Genomic DNA, 26,408 nt, shown 5'->3' on the forward strand with positions numbered 1-26,408 from the left:
CCATCAACCGAGGCGGAAAAGATCGGCGTCAGGGTCCTTTCCGCCATTGACGGCGGCGGCCACGATTTCGGCGGCGATCTGGCTGAAGGTGATGCCGTTGCCGCCGAAGCCCATCACGGCATAGACGTTTTTCATGCCCGGCACGGCGCCGATTAGCGGCAGGCCGGTGGTGGTGGTGCCGAAAGCCGCCGCCCAGCGATATTCCGGCTCACCCATATCGATGCCGAGAAGTTTTTCGATCTTGCGGCGGATCGTCTGTGCCTTTGCCGCCAGTTTGCGTTCCGATTGGTAGGCGGTAGGGTTTTCCTCATCCTCGCCGCCAGCGATCATCCGCCCGTCGCGGTCGGTGCGCAGGTAGAGATAGGGATCGGACGCCTCCCAGACGATGTGGCTTTCCAGCCAGTCGGGCAGATCGAGCCCCTTTTTGCTCGCCAGCGCCCAGGTGGAGATGATCTGGTGTTTCGGGCTCTCCAGCATTTTGAGGAATTCATAGCCGGTGCAGAAAACGACGTTGCGGGCGGAAAGGATTTTGCCGTCGGCGGTGGCGAGGACTACCTCGTCGCCGAGGTTTCTAAGATCGGTAATCTCGAGCTTCGAGACGATTTCGGCGCCCGTCGCCGCCGTATGGCGTAGCAGGCCGGCTGTCAGCTGTGCCGGATTGGCGGAAGCCGAGATATCGCTGAGGATTGCGGCGGTCCGATCCAGCCCATATTGCTCCCGCAATTCAGCAGCGGACAGGAAGCGGGCTTCGATGCTAGCCTCTTCGCGCGCGGCTGCCTCGGCTTTCAATGCGCGCGCTCCCATTTCATCTCCGGCAAGATAAAGCGCCTGTTTGCGTTTCATGCTGCAGGAGATACCGAGCGAGGAAACGATTTCCTCCAGACGCAGCACGGCACGCGCGGAGCGTTGCCACGCCCTGTCGGCCGCATCCCGGCCGATCATCTTTCTGAGTTCGGTGAGGGGGGTGTCGATCTCGTGCTGTATCATGGCGGTGCTAGCCACGCTGCTGCCCATGACAGGTTCGCGCCGGTCGATGATGAGCATCGTCTGTCCCGGCCTGTGCAGGGCGTGGGATACCAGCGCACCGCTGATGCCGGCGCCAATCACGATCGTGTCGTAATGGTTGGCGGTTGGTGTGTGCCTGCTGCGGACGCCAATACGCGGGCTATCAGCCCAGAGCGGCTTTGAATCCCTGAGGTCGCGTTCTTTCGTTAGTTCCGATGTCGGCATGAAAATGTCCTGAAAGGTCAAGGCTGGGTATAACCGGTGACGGTAAGGGTGAGCGTTCCGTTGCGGGGATCGTTGCGGAAGAAGAGCGTGCCGCTGTCCTTCGATTCCGAGGCGACATAATCGAAGGTCACATCGGCATTTTCGGCGGCGGTTTCGTTTCGCTGCAGGTCGCCGCGGACCTTTACCTGCGCCGCCGTGGTCATGGAGAGGTTGCGGATATCGAATTTCACCCGATATTGCCCCGGCTCTCCCTCTATGCCGCTGACGTCGATGTCGAAGCGGGCATCCTCTGGCGAGTAGCGGTAAATGTCATAGGCGATCCAGCCAAGCATTGCCGCGACGAGCAAGGTGCAGATGGTTCCCGTGACCCATTCGATCCAGTGCGGCTCAGCGCTTTCCGTCTGTTTTCCGTCTTTCGATATCGTCATCTTGTCCTCACAGTATCAGCCGGGCAGATGCTGCGCCGATCGAGGCGGGAACACCGAGAATGACGGCGGCATTCATGATCTGAGACAGCGACGTGTGGTCAAGGCGTTCGAAGGTCCAAAGCGTATAGACACTGATTACTATAGCGATGATGTAGCCGGGGAGGGTAAAGCGGATGAAAGATTGCCACCATTGCTGGCCCTCATGCAACTGATGTGACCCCTTGAAGTGAAGCGCATAGACGAAGCCATGCATGATGGCGATCGACAGCAGGCAAAGCGCCAGAATGTGATAGGGCGTTACCTTGTAGGCGATCAGGATCATTTCTTCAGTTGGGGCGACGTTCAGGTTTAAAAAAAGCGCACCGACCATCATCATGAACAGTTCGTGCACATAACCCGTCTCGCCGGAATATTCGCCTTCTTCCTCGTCTTCATCGTCAGAGCGCTGACCGAGCTGGCTGCGTCCGAGCAGCGCGCCGATGCTGGCTGGAACGGATTGCAGCGCAATCTTGGCGACGATATTGGAGGCGGTGATCTGGTCGTTCAGAACGCCGAACAGCAGCAGCACGGCAGCACTGACGGCAATGCCCAGCCCATAGGCCGTTATCGCATCGCGCAGCGCCTGGCTCCAGGAGTGAATATTCTCGAAACCGATGCGGCGGGCGAGAAAAAGCAGCAGCGGCAGGTTGAGGATGCAGAGCAGCAAGAGCCGCCACGGGTTGATATAAAGCCCGAGAAACCACATTTCCATGGTCATCAGCATGGGTAGGGCAAACAGCAGCGCACCCGCGGTTCCGCGCGCAAGGCCGATCAGGAATTGCCTGACCTCGTCGTCTCCCGCGCCTTTACGATCGATTGCTGTCGCCATTCTGCCCCCAGTCTGCAGCAATAACGCGAGCGTGTTTTTCTGGTTCCGTTGCGTTTATCGCGCGGGATCGATGAGAGCGATGCCGAATTCCGGGCGATAGCTGCGCCGCAATTCCGCAGGTGTTTCTCGGATGACCACTTCCAGCGTCGGCCGCACCGTGCCCTTCAGAAAATGGCCGCCCTTCGTGGAGCCATCGGCAAAGCCAAGAACCACATGCAGGTGCGGATTGGGCATGTCGTTCTCGTCAAGGGTGATGTCACCGAGCAGGCTCAGAACCTCGCTCTGGTCGGTGACCGGTATTTCCTTATAGTCCTGCGTCGAAAGATCAAAAAAGGCGAGTGTTGCCGTGGCGAAGGCGCCAATCGCGCTGACCGAGGCGGCGTTGATCTTCTCGACCTTGGCAAAGCGCCTGATGGCCTCGAAGGCTTCTTCATCGGGATCGATGACGAGGATGAAGGTGCGCTCCGCGCCGCTTGCCAGCAATCTGCTTTTCATGGGTTCCTCCCAAATAGAAGTGCCGCCGGGAAACCGACGGCACGGGAATAGGGTGGTGACTTAAGCGGCGCGGCGTTCGTGGCGGCCTTCCTCGACCTCTTCCACGATCTTGGCGACGAAGGCATCGAGATCGTCAGGGCTGCGGGAGGTAATGATCCCCTTGTCGGTCACCACCTTTTCGTCCTTCCAGTTTGCACCGGCATTCTTGAGGTCTGTTTTGATCGACCAATAAGAGGTGGCGTCGCGGCCACGCAGCGCATCTGCTTCGATGAGGAGCCATGGCGCGTGGCAGATCGCGGCGACCACCTTGCCAGACTTGACGAAATCACGCACCACCCGCATCGCATCCTCGTCATGGCGCAGAACGTCCGGATTGATCTGGCCGCCGGGAAGAACCAGCGCGTCAAAATCTTCGGTTTTTACGGTCTTGGCGGAAAGATCGACGGCGATGCTGTCACCCCAGTCCTTCTTGTCCCAGCTCTTGATCTCACCCTCCTTGATGGATGCGATCTTCACGTCTGCGCCCTTGGCCTTGAGCTGGTCATAGGGCACGCGCAATTCTGAACGCTCGTAGCCGTCCGTGGCGAGAATGAGGATTTTTGCAGCGTTGATGGCAGTCATGTCTGTCTCCTTTTGGGGTTTAGTCGTCCTTGTCGGAATTGATGGATGGCAGGAAAAACTCCACGTCCTTGCGGCGCTCCGCATCGAGATTTTCGATCTGCGCCTGCCAGAATCGTTCGGCTTCCGCCGGTTCGTGCTCCCATTGGCGCACGAAGGTCTTGTTGTCGTCGATCATCACCTGGCGGGTGCCGCCAAGCCGCAGATATTCTTCGGCAAGTTTGCGCGTTTCTGTCTTTTCCATGTCGCGGCTCCTTAAAGGTGGAAATCGGACGGAGGGACGCCGGATGGGTGAGAAGCTCGGCTGCCATTTCGTTGGCCACCGGGAGAAAACGGAAAAACCCCGGTGTTCTTCGGCACCATCGCGTCCGTTTGACACGGCGGCCCTCCTGCCTGAACAACGTCAGCTTTCCGGGATGGTTCCGCACTATTTCAGTCGCCGTCATTGCTGCGCTCAAATGAATAGCGCGCAATTTTTACCGGAACCAACGGACCGGTCAGGCTGTTTCATACTCCATGCAGGGAGGCAGCATGGCAGCCAGACAGAACGACGATAAATCTCACCACGACGCTGAAAACAAGGGTTTCTGGTCGATCGATTTCGGGCGGTCACCGGTCGTCGGCACGGCTATTCATGACGGTCATTCCGTCCGATCCGATATAGCCGGCCTGATGGCGCTTTCCCCCGAACAAAGACTGCGTGAGGAAGACCCGTTCACCGGCGATATGATCGCGGGGCTGACAAACCGCATCGTCGTTCGCCATTCGCGCTTCGAAATCGATCTTAACCGTGCGGCCGATCAGGCGATCTATCTAAAGCCGGAGCAATCGTGGGGGCTTGAGGTCTGGAAGCAGGAACCATCACACGACGCAGTTCGCCATTCGCTTGATTTTCATGCGGATTATTACGCGATGCTTGAAGCCGTTCTCTCGGCCGTCGAGCGACGTCACGGTGCTTTCGTGGTGCTGGATATCCACAGCTACAATCATCGTCGACAGGGCGCCGGCGAGCCGCCGACTGCCCAGGCGGAAGCGCCGGACATCAATATCGGCACGTTTTCGATGGATCGCAGCCGCTGGAACGATGTCGTCAGTGCGGTGGGGCAGCATTTTGCGTCCGCGACCATCGGCGGCCGCCGCCTCGATGTTCGCGAGAACGTGGCGTTTCAGGGCAAGGGAGAGCAGACCCGCTTCATCCATGAGCGCTTTGCCGAAAATGGCTGTGCCATCGCAATTGAGTTCAAGAAGTTCTTCATGGACGAATGGACGGGAGCGCCGGACAGGCGTGTGGTTTCTGACATCGCAGATACGATCGCTGCCCTTCAGCCGGTTCTCGAAAAATGCCTGAGGTCGCGGAAATGAGTGTTTCCGCCACTCGCCGCGTATCTTCTCCCGTCACCGAACTGGTGGATGATGTCATCTCCTGCCTTGAAGCCGGCAAGGCTATCCGCCGCGATGTCGGAAAAAACGGCCGGCTGCACATCGACCGCCCGCTGCCCTTCCTCTGCCTGCATCTGACCGGTGGCACGAAAGACCTCGCCGCGCGCGATATAGCTGCTGCCCACGCCTCCTATCTCATCGCCTCGAATATTCAGGAGGCTGCGCCGCTAATTGAAGCAGTTGGTACAGCCATGCAGCAACGTTTCGGCGCGTTCATTGTCCTCGATATCGGCGAGTTGGAACACGACATTCTGCTGGCCGACGATTCTCCCTTTCTGCCGCACTATGAGGTTTCCGTATCAGCAACGTCGGAACCTGAAACGCAGAAGGCCCGCCGGGTTTTCATCAAGGCGGTGTGTGATGCCGAAGTGCGTTTTCGCACGCCACGCATCACCCGGCCGGAACCGGAAGCCGATCCGGTCCTCAGGTTTCAGAATGCCGGGCTGGATTTTCCCTGTATCAGCGTGCGTTTTGCGCCGATCTATCGCCAGCCGGAGTCCGGTGCCGATTATCCCGGTTTGCGGGAGACGATGATCGCCGATCTCTTCGATGCGGGCTTGCAGGCCTTCTCGTCGTTTTCGTCCGGCATGGATGCGCTCAAAGTCACCAGCCACCGGGCGCTTGGCCGCAAGGCCTTTGTCGATGCCGTCCGGCGAGCCGACCGCTCGGTTGACGAGATCGTGTCATCCTTCGATTTTCTTCTGTCCGTCACGCCGATCAATGCCCGCAAGGCATTCGAGGAATTTCGCGATGGCAGCTTCCAGTTTGCACCGCGCCTGCTCTACCGACCGCTGGGCGTCGATGTCGAAGAGCAGAAGCGCAAGCTCTATTCCGTCGTTTTCGATCATCTGGAAGACCCGGTGCTTTATCATCTCTACCGGGAAAAACAGCAGGAGATCGATCTGCAGCTGACGATGCTTGCCAGTCTGCACCACCGCACCTTCACCGATTTTTCACGCGCCCTTTACGGTGCGGTCGAACCCGCTCTTCTGACGCTGGCGCTTCGTGTGCTCGAGGATTGTCCGAGCAGGGATGAGAGCGGCGAAATCGCCATGGTGGATTGTTACGCGGTCGCCAGGAAATCGCGGGAAATGGTCGAGACCTATCTGGGGGAAGAACCGGCGTTCAAGGCTCGTGTCGAAATCCGCGACGACCTGCCGCCCGGCCTGATGGTGACGGGCGAAAAGCTTTTGATCTCCCGCCACACCGTCATGGAACAGCGCCGTGTCGAGGCGCTGCTCTCGCATGAGATCGGCGTGCATCTTCTCACCTATTTTAACGGCTCGTCCCAGGGGCTTCGGCTCTTTCGTACCGGCCTCTCGGGTTACGAGGGCGTGCAGGAAGGGCTGGCGGTGCTGGCGGAACATCTGGCAGGAGGCATGACGCGCGAGCGACTGCGGTTGATTGCCGGCCGCGTCGTCGGTTGCGCCGCCATGCTCGACGGTGCGACCTTCGTGGAGACCTTCCGCATCATGACCCGTGACCATGGTTTCGATGCGGCCGGCGCCTTCAACATGGTGCTGCGCATCTATCGTGGCGGCGGTCTTTCGAAGGATGCGATCTATCTGCGCGGGCTTTCCGAAGTAATGGACCATCTACGCAGGGGCGGTGCTCTCGATCCTTTCTGGATGGGCAAGATCGCCGCCCAGCATTTCCCGGTGATGCAGGAGTTGGCCCTGCGTGGCCTGCTTCGCCCGCCGGGTGTCCGACCCGCATTTCTTTTGCCCGCCCGGGCCAATGAGCGGCTGGAAAAAATACGGGCGGGATTATCCATTGCCGAACTGGCGACATTATAGGAGGGGCTTCATGCGTATCGCATTTTTCGTCAATTCCATTGAAACCGAGGGGCCGAACTACGCGACCGGCCTGCTTGCCATGGCTGCGCTCAATCGCGGTCATGAGGTGGTCTATCTGACACCGGGCGATTTCACATTGCGCTCGGATGACAGCTTGACCATTCACGCCACCGTGCTGCCGAAGGGTAAAATCAAGAAAGGCGAGACGTTCCATTCGACGCTTCAGGACAAGGCGCTGGAGCGGCGCACCATGGATGTCGAGGAAATCGATGCGCTGATGCTGCGCAACGACCCGTCGCTCGATCAGACGACACGACCCTGGGCGGTTCATGCTGGCATCCTGTTCGGGCGGCTTGCGGAACAGCGCGGCGTCGTGGTGCTGAACGACCCCGAAGGTCTGGCGCTCGCGCAAAACAAGCTATATTTCCAGAGTTTTCCTGAAATCGTCCGGCCAACCACGATCATTTCCCGCAACGTCGAGGAAATCCGCGCCTTTGCCGACTCGCACCCCAAGGGCGTCATCGTCAAGCCATTGCAGGGCTCGGGCGGCAAGAACGTCTTCAAGATTGGCTCCAGCAAGGAGACCAATCTCAACCAGATTTTCGAGGCTGTGAGCCTTGAAGGTTATCTGATCGCGCAGGCCTATCTGCCGGCGGCCAAGGACGGCGATATCCGCTTTTTCATGATGAATGGCCGGCCGCTCACGCGTGACGGCAAATATGCCGCGCTACGCCGTGTGCCGGCCAAAGGCGATCTACGCTCCAACATCCATGCCAAAGGCACTGCCGAGGCGGTGAAGGTAACGGATGACATCGTCGCACTTGCCGAGATGGTGCGGCCGAAGCTCGTGGAGGACGGCATGTTCCTCGTAGGGCTCGATATTGTTGGCGACAAGATACTGGAGGTGAACGTGTTTTCGCCCGGCGGTCTCTCCAATATCCGCGATCTCACCGAGATGGATTTCAGCGATACGATAATCGAGGCCGTGGAAACCAAGATCACCATGCAGAGCGCTTCCGGCGGCACCATCTCCAATCGTTTGTTGGCGACGCTGTAATTATTCCCGCAGTTCGGCCGATTGCATCCCGCGATACCAGGCGACCAAGGCCTCGATGCCCTCTTCGATCGGTGTCTGCGGTACATAACCGGTCAAGGCTCTCAGGAGATCGGGCGAGGCGAAGGTGCGCGGCACATCGCCCTGCTGCATCGGCAGCATGTTGCGGATGGCCGGCTTGCCAACGGCCTTTTCGACCGTTTCGACGAAATGCATTAGTTCCACCGGTTGGCCGCCGCCGATATTGACGATGCGGAAGGGGGCGTGGTGCGAGAGCGTGTCGGTCACGCCTTCCTGCGTCACGCGGTTTTCCTCTGACGGGATGACGGCGCTCAACCGGACGATGCCTTCGACCAGATCGTCGATAAAGGTAAAATCACGGCTCATATTGCCTTGTCCGTAAATATCGATGGGCTGGCCGTTGGAAACCGCATCAACGAATTTGATCGGCGCCATGTCCGGCCGTCCCCAGGGGCCGTAGACCGTGAAGAAACGGAAGGCCGTGGTGGGCAGCTTGTGCAGATGGGCATAGCTGTGCGCCATAAGCTCCATCGATTTTTTCGTGGCCGCATAGAGCGTCATCGGCTCATCCGCCTTATCGTTTTCCGCAAAGGGAATTTTTTCATTGGCGCCGTAGATGGAGGAGGTCGATGCCAGCATCAGGTGCTTGACCTTCAGGCTCCTCGCGAGTTCCAGCATGTTGAAGGAACCGATGAGATTGGAATCGATATAGGCGCGCGGGTTTTCAAGGCTGTAACGAACACCGGCCTGTGCGGCGAGGTGGATGATGATCTCTGGCTCGGCGGCCTCGGCGGCCCGCTTCAGCGCATCCGTATCCTCCAGCATGCCGATCTCGGCCCGGAAGCCGTTGGATCGGGCAAGGATGGCGTGGCGTTTTTCCTTGAGGCTGACATCGTAATATTTCGTCATGCCATCAAAACCGGTGACGAAATGCCCGGCATCCAGCAGCCGTTTTGCCACGTAAAAACCGATGAAGCCTGCCGTGCCGGTAACCAGATAACGCATGATGACTATGTCCCGAATCCGTTGGTGCGTTTGCGGTCAGACCGAAGCGCGGAAAGTCTTTTGATGAAATTGCGAAAGCGGAGCCTTCAGGTGTCGTTGCCCGGGCTGCCCTCATGCGGGCGGCCTACCGCAGCATAGATGAAACCGTGGCCGGCGACCTCATCCGAGCGGTAGATATTGCGCAAATCCACCAGCACCGGGCTTTTCATGATGGCTTTGAGGCGCGGCAGATCGAGCGCGCGGAACTGGTTCCATTCCGTCACGATGACGACGGCGTCGGCGTTTTCCGCGGCTTCGTAAGGGCCTGCCGCATATTCGATGTCTTCCATCAGATGCCGCGCATTCGCCATCCCTTCCGGATCGTAGCCCACCACCTTCGCGCCGCCGTCCTGCAGGGTCTGGATGATGGCGATTGCCGGGCTGTCGCGCATGTCGTCGGTATTCGGCTTGAAGGTGAGGCCGAGTACGGCGATCTTCTTGCCACGCACGTCACCGCCCACCGCGTTGATAACCTTGCGGCCCATGGCGCGTTTGCGGTTGTCGTTAATGGCGATGGTGGTTTCGATCAGCCTCACAGGCGCATCATAATCCTGCGCGGTCTTGGCGAGCGCCAGCGTATCCTTGGGAAAACAGGAGCCACCATAACCAGGGCCGGCATGCAAAAATTTCGGGCCGATGCGGCCGTCGAGACCGATGCCGCGGGAGACATCCTGTACATTGGCGCCGACCTTTTCGCATAGGTCAGCCATCTCGTTGATGAAGGTGATCTTCATCGCCAGGAAGGCGTTGGCGGCGTATTTGATGAGTTCGGATGCGCGTCTGGTGGTGAAGAGCAACGGCGACTGGTTGAGGTAAAGCGGGCGGTAGACCTCGGTCATCACCGGGCGGGCGCGCTCGTCAGAAAGCCCAACGACGATACGGTCCGGCCGCTTGAAATCTTCGATGGCAGCCCCTTCGCGCAGGAATTCCGGGTTGGAGACCACGGCAAAATCGGCCGACGGGTTTTCCTCGCGGATGATGCGCTCCACCTCGTCGCCGGTGCCGACAGGCACGGTGGATTTGGTGACGATGACGGTGAAACCGTCGAGCGCGTGGGCGATCTCTTTTGCCGCCGCATAGACGTAACCGAGATCGGCATGGCCATCGCCGCGCCGCGACGGCGTGCCGACCGCGATGAAGACGACATCCGCATTGGCAACGGCAGCGGATAGATCGGTCGTGAAGCTCAACCGCCCGGCCTTGGCGTTGGTGGCGACGATGGTCTCCAGGCCCGGCTCGAAGATGGGAATATGGCCGCTTTTCAAAGCCTCGATCTTCTCCGGCATCTTGTCGACGCAAACCACGTCATGGCCGAAATCGGCAAAACACGCGCCGGACACGAGGCCGACATAACCCGAACCGATCATCACTATCCGCATTCTTTTTCCTTTCGGTTAGCGAGGCCATGTTAACGCGGCAGCACCGGCCGGGGAAATCGGCGGGTGAAAATCGCATGATGATATTTAGCCGCCTTCATGCCCGCCGCCAAGCGCCGCGATCAACACCGGCTAACCTCTTTCCATGACGGTGATGTGATGCCGCGGCGGGACAAATTTGCCGCACCTTGCAGCGATCTGCACCGCCCGCGCCCAATCGGACAATTTTGCTGCTTTTGCGGCTTGCACTCATAGGTAGCCGGGTCTAGCCATAGGGTCGAGGATCAAATCTGCCAGACTGTCTGTCCCCAAAAGGGGCGTCCGGGTCGCGTTTCACGCGACCGGGAGAAGCTTTGCGTTGCGGTCGATGTTCGGGGAAGTCAAATGCAAAAGGGTTTTCTGCTCGGTCTGTTCGCCTATGCGACCTTTTCCATGGGCGATGCCACCATCAAGTCGCTCGGATCGCAGATCAGCGTTTTCGAAATCGGCTTCTTCAGCATTCTCTTTTCCGGTATCTTCATCTTCTTCAGCAAGCCGCGTGAGGAAAGGTGGCGCGAATTCTGGCGCATGAGCCGGCCCTTCGGGGTGCACGGGCGCGCCATTTCCGGTCTCTTTGCGGGGATTTTCGGCATCTACGCCTTCACCACCATTCCGCTGGCGGAAGCCTATGCACTGATCTTCCTGTCACCGCTCTTCGTCACCGTGCTTTCCGCCGTGGTGTTGAAAGAGAATATCGGACCATGGCGCTGGGCGGCGGTTCTGGCCGGCATCGTCGGCGTCATCCTCGTCGTGCGGCCGGGCTTCAAGACATTGGAGCTCGGGCATATCGCCGCCATCGGCGTGGCATTCCTTGCGGCCATGACCATCGTGCTTTTGCGCTCGCTGGCGGGCAAGGAAAAGCGCACCTCGATCATGGGTGTGCTGTTGATTTACGGCCTGACTTTCAACGGCATCGCTTCCATCCCGGATTTCGTCATGCCCAACCTGCACCAGTTGCTGGCCTTCGCCTTCATCGGCCTTTGCACGGCCACGGGGCAGATCACGCTTCTGGTTGCCACCCGCATTGCGCCGGCAAGCCAGATCGCGCCTTCGCATTATTCGCAAATCCTCTGGGCGGTGGCGATCGGCATGACTTTCTTTCACGAATACCCTGACGCCATCGCGGTGCTCGGTCTGGCCGTCATCGCTGGATCGGGGTTGCTCACGATGATCCGCGAAAAGGTCAGGCTCGGCACCGTGCGTTGGAACCCGTTTTTCCGCAATCGCCTCTGATCGCCGATGTGAACCGAACTGGTGCGGATTAAACCGGCTTGCCGACCTGGTCGAGCAGCCAGGCCTGAAAGGCGCGGGCGAGAGCATTGTCCTGCCGTCCTTCCGGCAGGGCGACATAATAGCTCTTGTCAGTCTGCAGGGGGATGTCAAAAACGATTTCGAGGCGGCAGGAGGCAAGCTCCGCCTCAATGAGATATCTCGGCAGGAGGGCAAAACCGATGCCGCTCGCGGCGGCTTCGATGATCATCGAAAACTGGTCGAAACGGCTACCCTGATAAGCATTGTCAGCCGTCACACCGTTCATTTCCAGCCATTCCGTCCAGAGCTTCGGGCGGGTCGTGACATGCAGCAGCGGCTGTCCGGCTAGATCCTGCACCCGGTTCACGCCGGCGCAGCGAAGCAGGGAAGGGCTCGCAACCGGCACGATCACCTCATTGCATAAGAAGGTGCAGGTGCCATGCGCCCAGATTGGCTGTCCGTAATGAATGGCGAGATCGAAACCTTCCTCATCGAAATCGAAAGGGTGCGAGCGCGAGCCGATCGTGATTATTATATCAGGATTGGTGTCGATGAAGCGGGAGAGGCGCGGCATCAGCCAGCGGCTTCCAAATGTCGGCAGCGTTGCGACGGAAAGCGATGCATGCGAGGTGCCAGCAGAAACCGCACGCACCATCAACTGTTCCGACTGCTGCAACAGGCGTCGCACATCGGGCAGGAATTTGCGCCCCGCTTCCGAAAGCACCACCCGTCTGCGGATGCGCTCGAAAAGCTGCATTCCGGTCTGCGCTTCCAGCTCGCCGATCTGCCGGCTCACCGCGCTCTGGGTGAGGTTGAGTTCTTCGGCCGCGCGCGTAAAGTTACCATGCCGTGCCGCGCACTCGAACGCTTGCAGGGTAACGATATCAGGAACCAGTCTTCTGCGCGGATCCATTCCATTCTCGCATCAACTTACCCGCGTTTCTCATTGGAAACGGGTTGTTATGGTCATATATGATTACGGGAAAGAATGGAACGGTGTTTTCCGGCGTGGCCGGTCCCAGTTTTAGAAAACGAATGAAAAATTCGGGGAAAGATGAGTGATGGGAGTTGAAAGCGCCGTATCAAACGGCCTTTCCTCCCCTTTCAACCAAAAGGACGATGGACATGGATGCGATGACGAAGCTTGACGTGAAACAGGAAGCTGCGGCCCTTCTCGGCAGGATGGGCGTTGCCCGCGATCTCTATACCGGTGGCGACATGGCGTCCTTCAGCCCCGTCACGGGTGAGCAGATCGCGAGCCTCAAGACCGTGTCGGTTGAAGGCGTCGCCACTGTGATCGAAAAGGCCGATGTGGCTTTCCGGACCTGGCGCAACGTGCCGGCGCCGCGCCGCGGCGAATTGATCCGCCTCTTGGGCGAAGAGCTGCGCGCCTTCAAGACCGATCTCGGCCGTCTCGTTTCGCTGGAAGCGGGCAAGATCCCGTCCGAAGGTCTCGGCGAAGTGCAGGAGATGATCGATATCTGCGATTTCGCAGTCGGTCTTTCGCGCCAGCTTTATGGTCTCACCATCGCCACCGAACGCCCCGGTCACCGGATGATGGAAACCTGGCATCCGCTGGGTGTCGTCGGGGTCATCTCTGCCTTCAACTTTCCGGTCGCCGTCTGGTCGTGGAATGCCGCACTTGCCCTCGTCTGCGGTAACTCGGTCGTCTGGAAGCCTTCGGAGAAGACCCCGCTCACGGCGCTTGCCGTTCAGGGCATCTTCGAGCGCGCCGTTGCTCGTTTCGGCGACGCGCCGGAAGGCCTGTCCCAGCTGCTGATCGGTGACCGCGCCGTCGGCGAGGCGCTTGTTGACCATCCCAAGGTGCCGCTGGTTTCCGCCACCGGCTCAACCCGCATGGGCCGTGATGTCGGGCCGCGTCTGGCCAAACGCTTCGCCCGCGCCATCTTGGAACTCGGCGGCAACAATGCCGGCATCGTCTGCCCCTCTGCCGATCTCGACATGGCGCTGCGCGCCATCGCCTTCGGTGCCATGGGCACGGCCGGGCAGCGCTGCACCACGCTTCGCCGCCTTTTCGTGCATGACAGCGTCTATGACGAGCTCGTGCCGCGTCTGAAGAAAGCCTATGGTTCCGTCTCCGTCGGTAATCCGCTGGAAAGCTCGGCCCTCGTCGGTCCGCTGGTCGACAAGGCGGCTTTCGATGGCATGCAGAAGGCGCTTGAGGCTGCCAAGGCGGCAGGCGGCGTGGTGAATGGCGGCGGCCGCGTGGATACCGGTGCGACAGACGCCTATTATGTGAAGCCCGCATTGGTCGAAATGCCCAAGCAGGTTGGCCCCGTTCTGGAAGAGACTTTCGCCCCGATCCTCTACGTCATGAAGTATAGCGATCTCGATCAGGCGATCGAGGCGCATAACGCTGTCGCCGCCGGTCTTTCCTCGTCGATCTTCACCCGTGACATTCAGGAATCTGAACGCTTCCTGTCGTCGGAAGGCTCGGATTGCGGTATCGCCAACGTCAATATCGGTACCTCGGGCGCGGAAATCGGCGGCGCCTTCGGCGGTGAGAAGGAAACCGGTGGCGGGCGTGAATCCGGTTCGGATTCCTGGAAGGCCTATATGCGCCGCGCGACCAACACCATCAACTACTCCAAGGCGCTGCCGCTGGCGCAGGGCGTTTCCTTCGATATCGAATAAGCCCACAACATCGCGATTGATCCCTATGCCGGCGCCTCTCGCGCCGGCATTTTGCTGAGGCAAAAAACTGTCGCCGCCAATATTTGCGGAAAAGCCCGAGAGCCGCGAAATTTTATTCCCACGGAATTGGTTATATTGAATTATTGTCTCTCTATCGTTTTTGCTGGAAACCCTAGCATTGCTCCATATCGCAGACCGGCCAGTGGGGCTGGTGATAGGAGATGAAATGCCCGCCATTACCCGACGCGCTCTTTCCGCCGGTCTTATCGCCGCCGCCGCTTTTTCTGTGCTTCCCTTTGCCGCGAACGCGGCGGAAGAACTGAAAATCGGTTACCAGAAAACCGGCCTGCCAGTTATCGCAAGGCAGCAGGGCGTCATTGAAAAGGCGCTTGAGGCAAAGGGCGTCAAGGTCTCCTGGGTGGAGTTCACGGCAGGCCCGCCGCTGGTGGAGGCCCTGAATGTTGGTTCCATCAATGTCGGCTGGACGGGTGATGCGCCGCCGATTTTCGGGCAGGCAGCGGGTTCGGCCATTGTTTACGTCGCGGCGCTTCCTTCGAACGGCAAAGGCGAGGCGATCTTTACCAAGCCTGAGAGCGGCATCAAGTCGGTGGCTGATCTCAAGGGCAAGAAGGTCGGCGTCGGCAAGGGCACCAGTGCGCACAATCTTCTCGTGGCAGCTTTGGAAAAGAACGGCCTGAAATTCAGCGACATCGAGGTGATCTATCTCAGCCCCGCCGATGCTGCCGCCGCTTTTGCCAGCGACAAGATCGATGCCTGGGCTGTCTGGGATCCCTTCTACGCCATTGCCGAAACCCGCTACAAGCCGGTTACGCTTGCGCGCACCAGCGACGTTCTCGATGTCAAAACCTATTTCCTCGCCAATCGCGATTATGCCAAATCGCATGGCGACACCATCAACACGACGATCGATGCGCTCGGTGAGGCTGCGAAGTGGTCTGCCGCCAATCGCGACAAGGTCGCTGCGGCGCTGCATGAGGTGACGGGCGTTCCGCTGGAGGCGCAGACGCTTGCCGCGAACCGTTCGGAATTCGGAATTACCAAGATCGATGACAAGATCATCGCCAGCCAACAGGAAACGGCGGATCGCTTTTATCGTCTTGGCCTGATCCCGAAACAGATCAGTATCAAGGACGCCGTCTGGTCAGGCGCGACGAACTGAGCCGGAGGACACGCCGTGAGCAGCAGTAAGCGCATCGAGTTTGGCGGTATCATCGGCTGGCTGCTTCCTGCACTCATCCTTGCAGGTTGGGAGGCGGCTGCGCGCGCGGGGGTGATTTCCGCCAATGTGCTGCCGGCCCCCTCGGCAGTCGCCGAAGCCTTCTGGCGGCTTCTGCTCTCGGGGGAACTCGTCGCCAATATCGGCGTCAGTTCCGCTCGCGCACTCGCCGGCTTCGCCATCGGCGGCGCCATCGGCTTCGTCTTCGGCCTGGCAAATGGCCTTTCGAAGTTTTCCCGCAGCTTCACCGATACGACACTGCAGATGATCCGGAACATCCCGCATCTGGCGCTCATTCCGCTCGTTATCCTGTGGTTCGGGATCGATGAGGAAGCGAAGCTCTTTCTGGTCGCGCTCGGCGTGTTTTTCCCGATCTACATCAACACGCTGCTCGGCATTCAGGGCGTCGATCCGCAACTGGTGGAGATGGGACGTACCTATGGCATGACGCCCTTTACGCTGTTCCGGCGGGTGATCCTGCCCGGCGCGCTGCCTTCGATTTTCACCGGCCTGCGTTATGCGCTCGGCATCATGTGGCTGACGCTGATTGTGGCGGAAACCATCTCTTCCTCTTCCGGCCTTGGCTATATGGCCATGCAGGCACGCGAATTCCTGCTGATCGATGTCGTTGTTCTTTCGATCCTCATCTATGCACTTCTCGGCAAGCTCGCCGACAGTTTCGCCCGCTTCCTCGAAAGCATCTTCCTGCAATGGCATCCAGCCTTCAAGAAAGCCTGAGGTAACCCATGTCGACCGGTAATGTGACGACGCTGAGACGCCCCGATGCCACGCCCTCCCTTCCATCAGAAACGGAAGCGGCAACCGAATTCCGTGCCAAACCGGCCGAAGGCAAGGTCGCCTTCAGTTTCCGCAACGTCACAAAAAGCTTCGGCGAGAAGCCGGTTCTGCGCGGCATCGATCTCGATGTGCGGGAAGGCGAGTTTCTGGCGATTATCGGCAAGAGCGGTTGTGGCAAAAGCACGCTTTTGCGCATTCTGGCCGGTCTCGACACGCCGACGACCGGAACGGTCTCGAAGGATGCATCAAGCCGCACCCGCATGATGTTTCAGGAGCCGCGCCTTCTGCCCTGGGAGAGGATCGCGAACAATGTTTCCGTTGGGTTGACCGGTATCGCCAAGGGCGGAGCGGCGCAGGAGCAGGCGCTTGCCATTCTTGACGAGGTGGGACTGAAAGACCGGGCAGGGGAATGGCCCTATGTGCTTTCCGGTGGTCAGAAGCAGCGCGTGGCGCTGGCGCGCGCGCTAGTCGCCCATCCGCAGATACTGGCACTCGACGAACCTCTCGGCGCGCTGGATGCTCTCACCCGCATCGAAATGCAGCTTCTTCTGGAGCGCATCTGGCGCAAGCAGAAATTCACCGCCGTGCTCGTGACCCATGATGTTTCCGAGGCTGTCGCACTTGCCGATCGGATCGTCGTCATCGATGAGGGGCGCATCGCGCTCGACCTGGATGTGAAACTGCCGCGCCCGCGCCGTCATGGCACACCGGAATTCGCCAAGCTGGAGGAACAGGTTCTGAACCAGCTTTTCGGTCGCGGCGATATTACTGTATAAAAGGTGGCGCGGCAGGGACGAAACCCTGCCGCTTCCATGTTTTAGCCAATGCTCATCAGGCTGGCATTGCCGCCGGCAGCCGTGGTGTTGACGCTGACGGACACCTCTTCCACCAGCCAGTCGAGAGTGTAGGGCTGGCTTTCGCCGGAAAGTGCTTCCGTCGTCGCGGCCTGAACGAGAACCAGCGGGCCAGGCAGCGCAGCGATCTTCCTGTTGATCGCGATCACGCGATCGGCATCACCCTCGACCAGCGCACCGGCGAAGGGTGCTGATTTTTCCCAGTCATCGGCCCACACGATGCGTGACGTGACGGTCGCCGGAAGGCCGTAGATCGCTTTTTCCAGTCCCGAAGCATTGTCGACGACAACCGAGTTTCCGGTGGAGAGCGCTGCCGCAAGCTGGCGGTAAAGCCCCTGTTCGGTTGCCGGCACCAGCAGGATTTTGCCACGCGGATGCAAAGCGTAGACATTGCGCTCGCCGACCGGCCCGGCAAGCTCCGTCTCAAAGCCGAGGCCGGAAAGAGCTGCCGCCTGCCGCGCGGCTTCCGCCGCGACGGTCTCACCGTTTTCATCCAGCCAGCGGGCGAGCTCGACCACCGCCTGATCCTGCTGGCTGGCAATGCGGTCGATCTTCGGCGCTTTCTCCGTCATACGGCCGAGATAGAGCGGGCCGCCGGCCTTGGGGCCGGTCCCGGAAAGGCCGCGGCCGCCAAAGGGCTGCACACCGACCACCGCGCCGATGATGTTGCGGTTAACATAAAGATTGCCGGCCGCCACGCGGGAGAGCACGTGCGCGATCGTGTCATCGAGACGCGTATGCAGGCCGAAGGTTAGCCCGTAACCGGTGGCGTTGATCTCGTCGATCAGCCGGTCGAGATTGTCGCGCTTGAAGCGGATGACGTGCAGCACAGGCCCGAAGACCTCGCGCTTCAGATCGGCAAGCGACTTCATCTCGATGATGGTCGGCGGCACGAAGGTGCCCTTGCCGGTCTCGCCCGCAAGCGTGATCTGCTCAATGCGGTGGCCGAGCGTGCGCATGCCTTCGATATGCTTTTCGATGATGCCCTTGGCCTCAGCGGTGATAACGGGGCCGACATCAACGGAAAGTCGATCGGTGCGGCCAATACGCAGTTCATGTAGCGCGCCTTTGAGCATGGTCAATGTGCGATCTGCCACGTCTTCCTGCAGGCAGAGAATGCGCAATGCCGAGCAGCGCTGACCGGCGCTGTCGAAGGCAGACGCGATGACATCGGCGACGACCTGCTCGGCAAGAGCCGAGGAATCGACGATCATGGCGTTCTGGCCACCGGTTTCGGCAATCAGCGGTACCGGTTGGCCGTTGGCCAGAACCCGTCCGGCAAGCTGGCCCTGGATGAGCCGCGCCACCTCCGTGGAGCCGGTGAACATGACGCCAGCCGTCAATGGCGAACCGACGAGCGCTGCGCCCGTCTTACCGTCGCCCGGCAGAAGCTGCACGGCGTCTTCAGGAACGCCTGCTTCATGCAACAGGCGTACGCCCTGCGCGGCGATCAAGGGGGTCTCTTCGGCGGGCTTTGCCAGAACAGGGTTGCCCGCAACCAGCGCTGCCGTCACCTGACCGATGAAGATGGCGAGCGGGAAATTCCACGGGCTGATGCAGACGACCGGGCCAAGCGGCGTTTCTCCGACGGTGAAATTCCTGCGGGCTTCCGCTGCATAATAACGCAGGAAGTCGATGGCCTCGCGCACTTCGGCAATGGCGTTCGGCATGGATTTTCCCGCCTCGCGCATGATGAGGCCCAGCAGCGCAGGCATTTCGGCCTGCATGGCGTCAGCGGCGCGTTCCAGGCAGGCGGCGCGTTCTTCCACCGGGGTGGAGGGCCAGTTCGACGCCGCTGCCCGTTGCATGGCGGCTTTCACATCGTCCTCAGTCGGCTCGGTGACATGGCCGACGATATCGGTGTGGTCACCTGGGTTGAGGACCGGGCGCGTCTGGCCGGCCGCCTGTGGTGCGGCTGCTTTCCATGCCGTCGTCGCACCCGCCTTCAAGGTTTTGTCGAGAGCGGAGAGTGTTGTTTCACTGGAGAGATCAAGGCCGGCGGAATTTTTGCGTTCCGGGCCGAACAGGCCTTCGGGGGCAGCGATGCGATCGTGACGCGCGCCGGGAACGGCATAGGCCTTCACCACCGCGACCGGGTCTTCCAGGAGGGAATCCACCGGCACGGCGGGATCGGCAATACGGTTGACGAAAGAGGAGTTGGCACCGTTTTCCAGGAGGCGGCGGACGAGATAGGCCAGCAACGTCTCGTGGGTGCCGACCGGCGCATAGAAACGGCAGGGCCGGTCGAGTTTCTTTTTGCCGACGACTTCGCTGTAAAGCGGCTCGCCCATGCCGTGCAGGCACTGGAACTCATAGTCGCCGAGTTTGAAGTCAGGACCGGCAAGATGGTAGATCGTCGCCATGGACTGTGCGTTGTGCGTCGCAAATTGCGGGAACACCAGATCGCGTGCGTCGAGCAGCTTGCGGGCGCAGGCGATGTAGGAGACATCGGTATGCACCTTGCGGGTAAAGACCGGGAAGTCTTCCAGCCCCTCGACCTGCGCGCGCTTGATTTCTGCATCCCAATAGGCGCCCTTGACGAGACGCACCATGATGCGGCGGCCCGAACGGCGGGCGAGATCGATGATGTAGTCCAGAACGAAGGGGCAGCGGCGACCATAGGCCTGTACCACGAAGCCGAGGCCGTTCCAGCCGGCAAGGTCCTTTTCGAGCGCCAGTTCTTCCAAAAGGTCGAGCGACAGTTCCAGCCGGTCGGCTTCTTCAGCATCGATATTGAGGCCGATATCGTATTTCTTGCTGAGCAGCATCAGCGATTTCACGCGTGGCAGAAGCTCGGCCATCACTCGCTCGGCCTGCGCGCGGGCGTAGCGCGGATGCAGTGCGGAAAGCTTGATGGATATGCCTGGCCCGCCATAGATGCCGCGGCCGGCAGAAGCCTTGCCGATGGCGTGGATAGCGTTTTCATAATCCTTGTAATAACGCTCGGCGTCCTTTGCGGTGGTCGCGGCTTCGCCCAGCATATCGTAGGAATATTGGAAGCCCTGTTCTTCCAATGGCTTCGAGCGCTTGATGGCTTCCCCGATCGTTTCGCCGGTCACGAACTGCTCGCCCATCATGCGCATGGCCATGTCGACGCCACGACGGATAACGGGTTCGCCGGCGCGGGCGATCAGCTTGGTCAGCGCGGCGGAAAGACCGCTGTCGTTGACCGTCGAGGTCAGCTTGCCGGTGATGACGAGACCCCAGGTCGCGGCGTTAACGAAAAGCGAGCGGCCGCCGCCGATATGAGATTTCCAGTCGCCGCGTGCGATCTTGTCGCGGATCAAAGCATCACGGGTAGCGGTGTCGGGAATGCGCAGTAGTGCCTCGGCGAGGCACATCAGCGCCACACCCTCATGGCTGGAAAGTGAATATTCCTGCACAAGCCCCTCGACGCCCGTGCCCTTGGTTTTGGCACGCAATGCTTCGATCAGCTTGCGGGCGGTGGCGCGGATGGCGCTCGCCTGTTCGGATGTCACGGTCGCCGCCGTAAGGAGCGGCGCCAGGCACTCCTCCTCGGGGCGGCGATAGGCGGCAGTGATCGCCTTGCGCAGCAGGCTCTGTTCGCGCACCGGCGGCGCAAAATTCTGGAAGATACCGTTCGCTACTACACCGGCGTTGCTTGCACCATCGGCCATTCTGAAAATCCTGAAAACGCTGTTGAAGGCAGATCGTCTGCGGCAGCGCGTCCTGCGCCCGCCGCTTGTCATCCTGGCGCTTACAATATCATCGCCGCAGAAATTGCTATGGCCTTATTTTCAGGATAAAATAGGTAATATGAACTTTTATAAATCGAGAATGGCGTAAACTAGCATGGCAAATAGTCAGAAAACAGACGATCTGGATCACTTCGATCTCAAGATTCTCGAGGCGCTCAGCGAGGACGGGCGCATGTCCGTGCTGCAACTCTCAAAAAAGGTCGGCCTTTCCAAGACGCCCTGCCAGACGCGACTGAAGCGGCTGGTGGATGAGGGCTATATTCTCGGCTTCCGGGCCATGCTCAATCCGCAAAAGCTCGGCGTCGATCACATCGCCTTCGCCGAGGTCAAGCTTTCGGACACGCGGGAAAAGGCGCTGGAGGAGTTCAACACGGCGGTGCGCAAAATCAAGGAAGTGGAAGAGTGCCACATGATTGCCGGCGCCTTTGATTATCTTCTGAAGGTGCGCACCAGCGATATTCGCAAATACCGCAGGGTGCTCGGCGAAAAAATCTCGAGCCTGCCCTCCGTCGCCAACACTTCCACCTTTGTGGTTATGCAGTCGGTCAAGGAAACGGGTATTTGAAAAGCGGGCATAAAAAAGGGCAGGCGCTTGCCTGCCCGTTTCCGTTGTTCAATTTCCTCAGCGCACCGTTGCAGCGGCCGTGACCGCGCTCATCTGCGCATCCGGTCCGAACTCGTTTTCGTTTTCGATGCCAAGCAATTCCTGCAGGCGCAGTCTTGCGCGGCTGACGCGGCTCTTGATGGTGCCGACCGGGCAGCCGCAGATTTCGGCGGCTTCCTCATAGGCAAAACCAGAGGCGCCGATCAGCAGGATCGCTTCACGCTGGTCGTCAGGCAGTTTAGCCAGTGCCGAGCGAAAATCCTGAAGGTCCACCGAACCATGCTGTTCCGGCGGAACGGAAAGGCGCGACGTGTAAACCCCTTCGGAATCCTGCACTTCACGGCCCGACTTACGGATCTGGCTGTAGAATTCGTTGCGCAGGATCGTTACCAGCCAAGCGCGCATGTTGGTGCCGGGCTGAAAGCTGTCCTGTTTGGCCCAGGCCTTCATTATCGTATCCTGCACGAGGTCGTCTGCACGGTCCCTCGAACGGATGAGAGAAATCGCGAAGGCGCGCAGGTTCGGCAGTGCCGCCAGCATTTCCCGTTTGAAATTGTAGTCTGTCTGCTCAGGCTCTTTCCCCATCATTCCCCCGAAGCCTTCAGTTTGGCGTTGCTTTCGGCTTCATCGAGTTTTTCGAGGAGGTCGAGGAATTTGTCAGGGATGCCTTCATCCTGAACGGCATCATAAAGCTCTCTGAGCTTACGGGAAATCACCGCCCGCCCGGAATGTGGAACCTGGGGCGGAGCCGAATTATCCGGCTGATCTTGGTCCGATTGAAACATGCTCATAACGTCCGGTATTCCTTTTGTTTCGAGGCAAAGAATGCGCGGTAAAAAAAATAGTTCCGGCGGTCCGGAACTTTTTTTGCGATGCGCACGTTGGTATCGTGGGTTTGCGTTGCAGACCGCATGAAAGGGGAGAATTCCATGTCAGTTTCTACACGCATCGCACCGCACCTGCCATATCTGCGCAGGTTCGCGCGTGCCGTTTGCGGCTCACAATCGACGGGCGATGCCTATGTTGCCGCCACCCTCGAAGCTCTGATTGCGGATATCAGCATTTTTCCGCAGACTAGCAACGATCGTGTTTCGCTCTATCAATTGTTCGTATCGATCTTTAGTTCCGTGACGATCAATATTAAGACCGACGAAAACCTGTCAGGATGGGAAAAACGCACCTCCGCGAACCTCTCCGCGGTGCCGGCGCTCGCCCGTCAGGCTTTCCTCTTGACGACTGTCGAAGAGTTCACGCCATCGGAAACCGCAGAGGTCCTGAAGGTGTCCGAAGACCAGGTCGGCAAGCTGATCGATGAGGCCGCCTCTGAGATCGCAAGGCAGGTGGCAACCGATATCATGATCATCGAGGACGAACCTCTGATTGCCATGGATATCGAGCAGATGGTCACCGATCTCGGCCACCGCGTCACGGGCATCGCTCGCACCCATACGGAAGCGCTCGATCTCTTCCATCGCACTCAGCCAAAAATGATCCTCGCCGATATCCAGCTCGCCGACGGCAGTTCCGGTCTCGATGCGATGAAGGACATTCTGCAGATGACCACCCTCCCGGTGATCTTCATCACGGCTTTCCCCGAACGTCTTTTGACAGGCGAGCGGCCGGAGCCGACCTTCCTTGTAACGAAGCCGTTTAACCCGGACATGGTGAAAGCGCTCATCAGCCAGGCGCTGTTTTTCAACGAAAGCTCACGCGTCGCCGCGTGAATTTTGCCGACACCGCGGACTGACCGGGAACCAGTCTGGTGCCCGGGCGTTGGCGGTTACGGTCGTGGGGCTGTCCTTCGGCTTTCTGCAAGGAGACGAATTTGCATCGGCTGGCATGGCATAACGCGGAGAGGGACGAAAGCGAACTTCACGATTCGCTCGTCCTCGCCTTGCTCGATTCGGGTGAGACAGTCATGCTGCAGGACTGGAACCGCGACTACATATTCGTGGCCAATCTGCCGGATGTCTGGAAACTTCCGGCCGATTCCCGCCCAACCGATGAAAGTCTTTTCGGCGTCGAGCTCTCTGCCCGACTTGCCGAGCTGAAGAAGGACATGAGCACCGCGGGCAGCCGCGGCATGCTGGAAGTCAATGCCGGCAATGATCGTGTCTTCCAGTTTCAGGTCCATTCTACTTTCAACCAGTCGAACCAGGTGGTGATGAAGACCACCATCCGCGAGGTAACGGCGGAAAGGCGACGCGAGCAGCTTCTGCGCTCACTTTTGCGCGAAGTCAGTCACCGCTCCAAAAACCTCTTGGCGATCATCCAGAGCCTTGCGGGCCAGACGGCCCGTTTCAGCCTCACCAAGGATGATTTTCTGCGCAAGTTCCGCGGCCGGTTGCATGCTCTTGCCCAGAGCCAGGATCTCATCACGGATTCCGACTGGCGGGGCGCGCGCATATTCGAGCTTCTGCGCCAGCAATTCGATCTTTACGTGCCGGAATATCCGAACCTTATCCATATGGAAGGCGAAAACCTGCTGCTCAACCCGAATGGCGCGCTTTATATCGGGCTCGCCTTCCATGAGCTGGTCGTCAATACGGTCAGCCACAGCGGCAATCTGGCATACCACCCGCCGATCTCTCTCCAGTGTCGTCAGGACGGTGATTTTTATATCGTCGAGTGGAACGAGCCGATGATGCCATCGAAGGAGCCGGCGGCGGCCAGGCACGGCAGTTTCGGCAGCGTGGTGCTGGAAAAGGTGGTGCCTTCTGCTCTCGGCGGCAGTGCGGAATACCAGCTAACGCCCGAGCGGATCGTTTACCGCCTGACGTTCCCTTCGGGTGACGGCGCAGCTTTCTGAAAAGGGGTGGGGGCGTGGAGGATACCACGCACCGTTTCCAAGCCCGAGACATATAAAAAAAGCACGGCCCATGGGAGAGCCGTGCTATTTTTATGACGGGTTTTCAGGGGTGAAACCCGTTTATATTCAGGCCAAGCTTCAGGCGGGGACGGGGGAATTGCTTGGCCTGCAGTAAGAATGCACGCCGAAGCGTTCGGTTCCCGCAAAATGCATTTTTTTTGATAATCGCCAAATTTTAGCTGTCGGGTGCAGGAGCCTTAGTGTGTCTGCTCGGGTCGCTTGGGGATGAAATAGCGCATCGGCGCTTCCAGTGACCATTCGAAGCCGGTCTCGCGATACTGGGTAATGACGTTCCCGCCGAAGGCGCCTTCCGCATGGCGTTTGATGACCGTGGTGCCGAAGCCCTTGCGGCTCGGCTCGGTTGCGGGCGGCCCGCCTGTCTCTGTCCAGATCAGATGGATCATCTGCCGGCCGTCTTTTTCGAGCGCTTTCCAGCTGACGGTTATTTTTCCCGGCGGAACCGAAAGTGCGCCATATTTGATGGAATTCGTCGTCAGCTCATGCACCACGAGCCCGAAGTTCTGCGCCGCTTCAGGAGACAGCATGAAATCGTCGCCTTCCAGCGTGAAGCGTTCCGCCACCGTGCCGAAAACATCGAGATGGGTTTCGATCAGCTTGCGGATCGGCAGACCCTGCCATTGAACCTCCGCAAGAGCGCGGATCGACATTCCAAGGCCGCGCAGGCGGTGGTCCACCTCTTTCTGAAATTCCGGAATGCTTTTATTCTCGCGGCCCAGCTGCCGTATCATCGCCTGAACCAGGGTCAGAATGTTCTTGGAACGGTGCACCAGTTCGTGCAGAAGCAGCTGCAAACGCTCCTCCGACTGGCTTCTGTCGAAGGAGGCGTTGGAGAGTGCGATGGCGACCTGGTTCGCCTCCTTTATCTTGGTGTCGACGGGTGCCACGATCTCGCCTTCACCGATTCGCTCGGCCATGTGGGTGAGATCGCGGATGGAGCTGCGCAATTGCCGGCCGACGAGATAGGCGCCGCCGATTGCGATCAGCACCAGCACAAGACTGCCGATCATCATCTGCCGCCAGGTGTCGATCAGCGCCGCCTGGCTTGCGGCAAGCGGTCCCCACATTACCGTCTTCCATTGCCAACCCGGTAGTTGTGCGTAGGCGTAGAGATTTCCCTTGCCGTCGAAAAAATTGCCGCTGAAGGCCTGCATTTGCGAAAGGACTTCCGGGGACATGAACGGCTGTCCGACCTGGACCTGACCGGGTTCGCTGGAAACGACAACGCGGTTCGTGCCATCAATGATGGCGACCGCCCAGTGGCGAGGCAGGTTTTCCGTTGGAATGAGGCGGCCGAGATCACTTGCATTCTGCGTCAGTATCAAGGCGTCTCCAGCCGATCTTAGGTCCGGATCGAGCGGCAGGGTAACATTGAATACCCATTCCTTGCTGGTGGAACCAAAAAATAGGTCAGAGACGGTGATGCGGCGAGAGTCAATCGCTTTGGTCAGATGTGCTTCAGCAGGCACGTTGCTCAGCGGTTGGCCGTAGGGAACGCGCGTGTTCAGGCGCTGCTGACCATCCTTGGTGACGAGAAGGGCAAAAAGGCCTTCCCGTTTCAGGCTTTCGGCAACGCGTCCCTGAAACGCTGCGAGGTTGCCACTCTCAAGCTCGGGGAATTGCGACAGGAGATTGAGTGACGTGGAGATTTCCTGAAGGCGACGGTCGATGTTGCGGGAGACCACCCGCACGTCCTCGATGGTTTCCCGCTGCAAGTCGTCGCGTTTTTCTGCCTCGAGGCGCAGCATGAGATAGCCGACGAAAAGGATGAGCGGCAACGTAATAACGGTTGCCATCACCACCAGATAGGTGCCGATGGAGGCCGTGGGGAAAAAATTTCCGCTGCGCCGACGCAAAGCCGAGAACATGTCTTTCAGTCTGTTGCCGGGTCCAGGCATGTAAAAAACTCCGGCAGTTATGGCATTGTTACAGCAGGAATAATAGCGCGCTGTCCTCTGTTAGCAATGGCTGATTTTTCACCTTTGGTTGTTGTG

The 26,408-nt window shown here is 59.4% G+C and carries 24 protein-coding genes; 11 read left to right on the plus strand and 13 right to left on the minus strand.

From position 1 onward, the window contains the following. Window positions 1–3 precede the first annotated feature (3 nt). The 6 genes from ACFVTJ_RS14875 to ACFVTJ_RS14900 are packed head-to-tail and all read right to left on the minus strand — an operon-like array spanning window position 4 to window position 3,883. The gene (locus ACFVTJ_RS14875) at window positions 4–1,230 is read right to left on the minus strand and encodes an NAD(P)/FAD-dependent oxidoreductase (protein WP_386908582.1); all 1,227 of its coding nucleotides are present in this window, start codon (window positions 1,228–1,230) and stop codon (window positions 4–6) included. Window positions 1,231–1,247: 17 nt separating this feature from the next. Continuing rightward, complete coding sequence (locus ACFVTJ_RS14880; RefSeq protein WP_386908584.1) at window positions 1,248–1,658, minus strand: TIGR02588 family protein; 411 nt, start codon at window positions 1,656–1,658, stop codon at window positions 1,248–1,250. A gap of 7 nt (window positions 1,659–1,665) precedes the next feature. After that, window positions 1,666–2,526, minus strand: a complete 861-nt coding sequence (locus tag ACFVTJ_RS14885) for a TIGR02587 family membrane protein (RefSeq protein WP_386908586.1) — start codon at window positions 2,524–2,526, stop codon at window positions 1,666–1,668. A 54-nt stretch (window positions 2,527–2,580) separates the two neighbouring features. After that, on the minus strand, window positions 2,581–3,021 hold the full coding sequence (locus ACFVTJ_RS14890) for a PPC domain-containing DNA-binding protein (RefSeq protein ID WP_386908588.1): 441 nt from the start codon (window positions 3,019–3,021) through the stop codon (window positions 2,581–2,583). Between the two features lie 60 nt (window positions 3,022–3,081). Further along, window positions 3,082–3,642 carry a type 1 glutamine amidotransferase domain-containing protein gene (locus ACFVTJ_RS14895; protein WP_386908590.1) on the minus strand — a complete coding sequence of 187 codons (561 nt, stop codon included), beginning with the start codon at window positions 3,640–3,642 and terminating at the stop codon, window positions 3,082–3,084. A gap of 19 nt (window positions 3,643–3,661) precedes the next feature. Beyond that, window positions 3,662–3,883 (minus strand): hypothetical protein, encoded by a 222-nt coding sequence (locus ACFVTJ_RS14900; protein ID WP_386908592.1) that lies wholly within the window; start codon window positions 3,881–3,883, stop codon window positions 3,662–3,664. 287 nt (window positions 3,884–4,170) lie between these two features. Between ACFVTJ_RS14900 and ACFVTJ_RS14905 the strand changes: the two genes are divergently transcribed. From ACFVTJ_RS14905 to ACFVTJ_RS14915, 3 genes are read left to right on the plus strand one after another with little or no spacing between them, the layout of a single operon-like run. Continuing rightward, window positions 4,171–5,001: an N-formylglutamate amidohydrolase gene (locus tag ACFVTJ_RS14905; protein ID WP_386908594.1), complete on the plus strand. Its 831-nt coding sequence runs from the start codon at window positions 4,171–4,173 to the stop codon at window positions 4,999–5,001. Continuing rightward, window positions 4,998–6,875: a flavohemoglobin expression-modulating QEGLA motif protein gene (locus ACFVTJ_RS14910; protein WP_386908596.1), complete on the plus strand. Its 1,878-nt coding sequence runs from the start codon at window positions 4,998–5,000 to the stop codon at window positions 6,873–6,875. The genes ACFVTJ_RS14905 and ACFVTJ_RS14910 overlap by 4 nt, the downstream gene beginning before the upstream one ends. A gap of 10 nt (window positions 6,876–6,885) precedes the next feature. After that, complete coding sequence (locus tag ACFVTJ_RS14915; RefSeq protein WP_386908597.1) at window positions 6,886–7,932, plus strand: glutathione synthase; 1,047 nt, start codon at window positions 6,886–6,888, stop codon at window positions 7,930–7,932. Here the strand turns inward: ACFVTJ_RS14915 and ACFVTJ_RS14920 are convergent, their stop codons facing one another. Continuing rightward, complete coding sequence (locus tag ACFVTJ_RS14920; protein ID WP_386908599.1) at window positions 7,933–8,955, minus strand: NAD-dependent epimerase; 1,023 nt, start codon at window positions 8,953–8,955, stop codon at window positions 7,933–7,935. Between the two features lie 86 nt (window positions 8,956–9,041). Beyond that, window positions 9,042–10,373 (minus strand): UDP-glucose dehydrogenase family protein, encoded by a 1,332-nt coding sequence (locus ACFVTJ_RS14925; protein WP_386908601.1) that lies wholly within the window; start codon window positions 10,371–10,373, stop codon window positions 9,042–9,044. A gap of 381 nt (window positions 10,374–10,754) precedes the next feature. Between ACFVTJ_RS14925 and ACFVTJ_RS14930 the strand changes: the two genes are divergently transcribed. Beyond that, window positions 10,755–11,642 (plus strand): DMT family transporter, encoded by an 888-nt coding sequence (locus tag ACFVTJ_RS14930; protein ID WP_386908603.1) that lies wholly within the window; start codon window positions 10,755–10,757, stop codon window positions 11,640–11,642. A 28-nt stretch (window positions 11,643–11,670) separates the two neighbouring features. Here the strand turns inward: ACFVTJ_RS14930 and ACFVTJ_RS14935 are convergent, their stop codons facing one another. Next, on the minus strand, window positions 11,671–12,573 hold the full coding sequence (locus tag ACFVTJ_RS14935) for a LysR family transcriptional regulator (protein WP_386908605.1): 903 nt from the start codon (window positions 12,571–12,573) through the stop codon (window positions 11,671–11,673). A gap of 212 nt (window positions 12,574–12,785) precedes the next feature. Here ACFVTJ_RS14935 and ACFVTJ_RS14940 point away from each other — a divergent pair, with 212 nt between their 5' ends. From ACFVTJ_RS14940 to ACFVTJ_RS14955, 4 genes are all read left to right on the plus strand, one after another. Then, complete coding sequence (locus ACFVTJ_RS14940) at window positions 12,786–14,315, plus strand: aldehyde dehydrogenase family protein (protein WP_386908607.1); 1,530 nt, start codon at window positions 12,786–12,788, stop codon at window positions 14,313–14,315. Window positions 14,316–14,541: 226 nt separating this feature from the next. Then, window positions 14,542–15,495: an aliphatic sulfonate ABC transporter substrate-binding protein gene (locus ACFVTJ_RS14945; protein WP_386908609.1), complete on the plus strand. Its 954-nt coding sequence runs from the start codon at window positions 14,542–14,544 to the stop codon at window positions 15,493–15,495. 15 nt (window positions 15,496–15,510) lie between these two features. Continuing rightward, entirely contained in the window at window positions 15,511–16,290 is a 780-nt protein-coding gene (locus ACFVTJ_RS14950; protein ID WP_386908610.1) for an ABC transporter permease subunit, read from the plus strand. Window positions 16,291–16,298: 8 nt separating this feature from the next. Then, the gene (locus tag ACFVTJ_RS14955) at window positions 16,299–17,126 is read left to right on the plus strand and encodes an ABC transporter ATP-binding protein (protein WP_386908612.1); all 828 of its coding nucleotides are present in this window, start codon (window positions 16,299–16,301) and stop codon (window positions 17,124–17,126) included. Window positions 17,127–17,167: 41 nt separating this feature from the next. On the opposite strand, the gene putA is transcribed toward ACFVTJ_RS14955, so the two are convergent. Further along, window positions 17,168–20,842, minus strand: coding sequence for a trifunctional transcriptional regulator/proline dehydrogenase/L-glutamate gamma-semialdehyde dehydrogenase (gene putA, locus ACFVTJ_RS14960; protein ID WP_386908614.1), 3,675 nt, complete (start codon window positions 20,840–20,842; stop codon window positions 17,168–17,170). Between the two features lie 175 nt (window positions 20,843–21,017). Here putA and ACFVTJ_RS14965 point away from each other — a divergent pair, with 175 nt between their 5' ends. After that, window positions 21,018–21,488 carry an Lrp/AsnC family transcriptional regulator gene (locus ACFVTJ_RS14965; protein WP_386908616.1) on the plus strand — a complete coding sequence of 157 codons (471 nt, stop codon included), beginning with the start codon at window positions 21,018–21,020 and terminating at the stop codon, window positions 21,486–21,488. A gap of 57 nt (window positions 21,489–21,545) precedes the next feature. Here the strand turns inward: ACFVTJ_RS14965 and ACFVTJ_RS14970 are convergent, their stop codons facing one another. Further along, window positions 21,546–22,112: a sigma-70 family RNA polymerase sigma factor gene (locus ACFVTJ_RS14970; protein ID WP_386908617.1), complete on the minus strand. Its 567-nt coding sequence runs from the start codon at window positions 22,110–22,112 to the stop codon at window positions 21,546–21,548. After that, a complete protein-coding gene (locus tag ACFVTJ_RS14975) occupies window positions 22,112–22,318 on the minus strand; it encodes a NepR family anti-sigma factor (RefSeq protein WP_386908619.1) in 207 nt (68 codons plus the stop codon). Before ACFVTJ_RS14975 ends, ACFVTJ_RS14970 begins: the two co-directional genes overlap by 1 nt. A 138-nt stretch (window positions 22,319–22,456) precedes the next feature. Here ACFVTJ_RS14975 and ACFVTJ_RS14980 point away from each other — a divergent pair, with 138 nt between their 5' ends. After that, window positions 22,457–23,251: a response regulator gene (locus ACFVTJ_RS14980; RefSeq protein ID WP_386908621.1), complete on the plus strand. Its 795-nt coding sequence runs from the start codon at window positions 22,457–22,459 to the stop codon at window positions 23,249–23,251. A gap of 101 nt (window positions 23,252–23,352) precedes the next feature. Beyond that, window positions 23,353–24,336: a sensor histidine kinase gene (locus tag ACFVTJ_RS14985; protein ID WP_386908623.1), complete on the plus strand. Its 984-nt coding sequence runs from the start codon at window positions 23,353–23,355 to the stop codon at window positions 24,334–24,336. A 257-nt stretch (window positions 24,337–24,593) separates the two neighbouring features. Here the strand turns inward: ACFVTJ_RS14985 and ACFVTJ_RS14990 are convergent, their stop codons facing one another. After that, window positions 24,594–26,312, minus strand: a complete 1,719-nt coding sequence (locus tag ACFVTJ_RS14990; protein WP_386908625.1) for a sensor histidine kinase — start codon at window positions 26,310–26,312, stop codon at window positions 24,594–24,596. Window positions 26,313–26,408 lie beyond the last annotated feature (96 nt).

It is taken from the genome of Agrobacterium sp. NPDC058088 (genome assembly GCF_042885035.1).
Taxonomy (GTDB): Bacteria; Pseudomonadota; Alphaproteobacteria; order Rhizobiales; family Rhizobiaceae; genus Agrobacterium.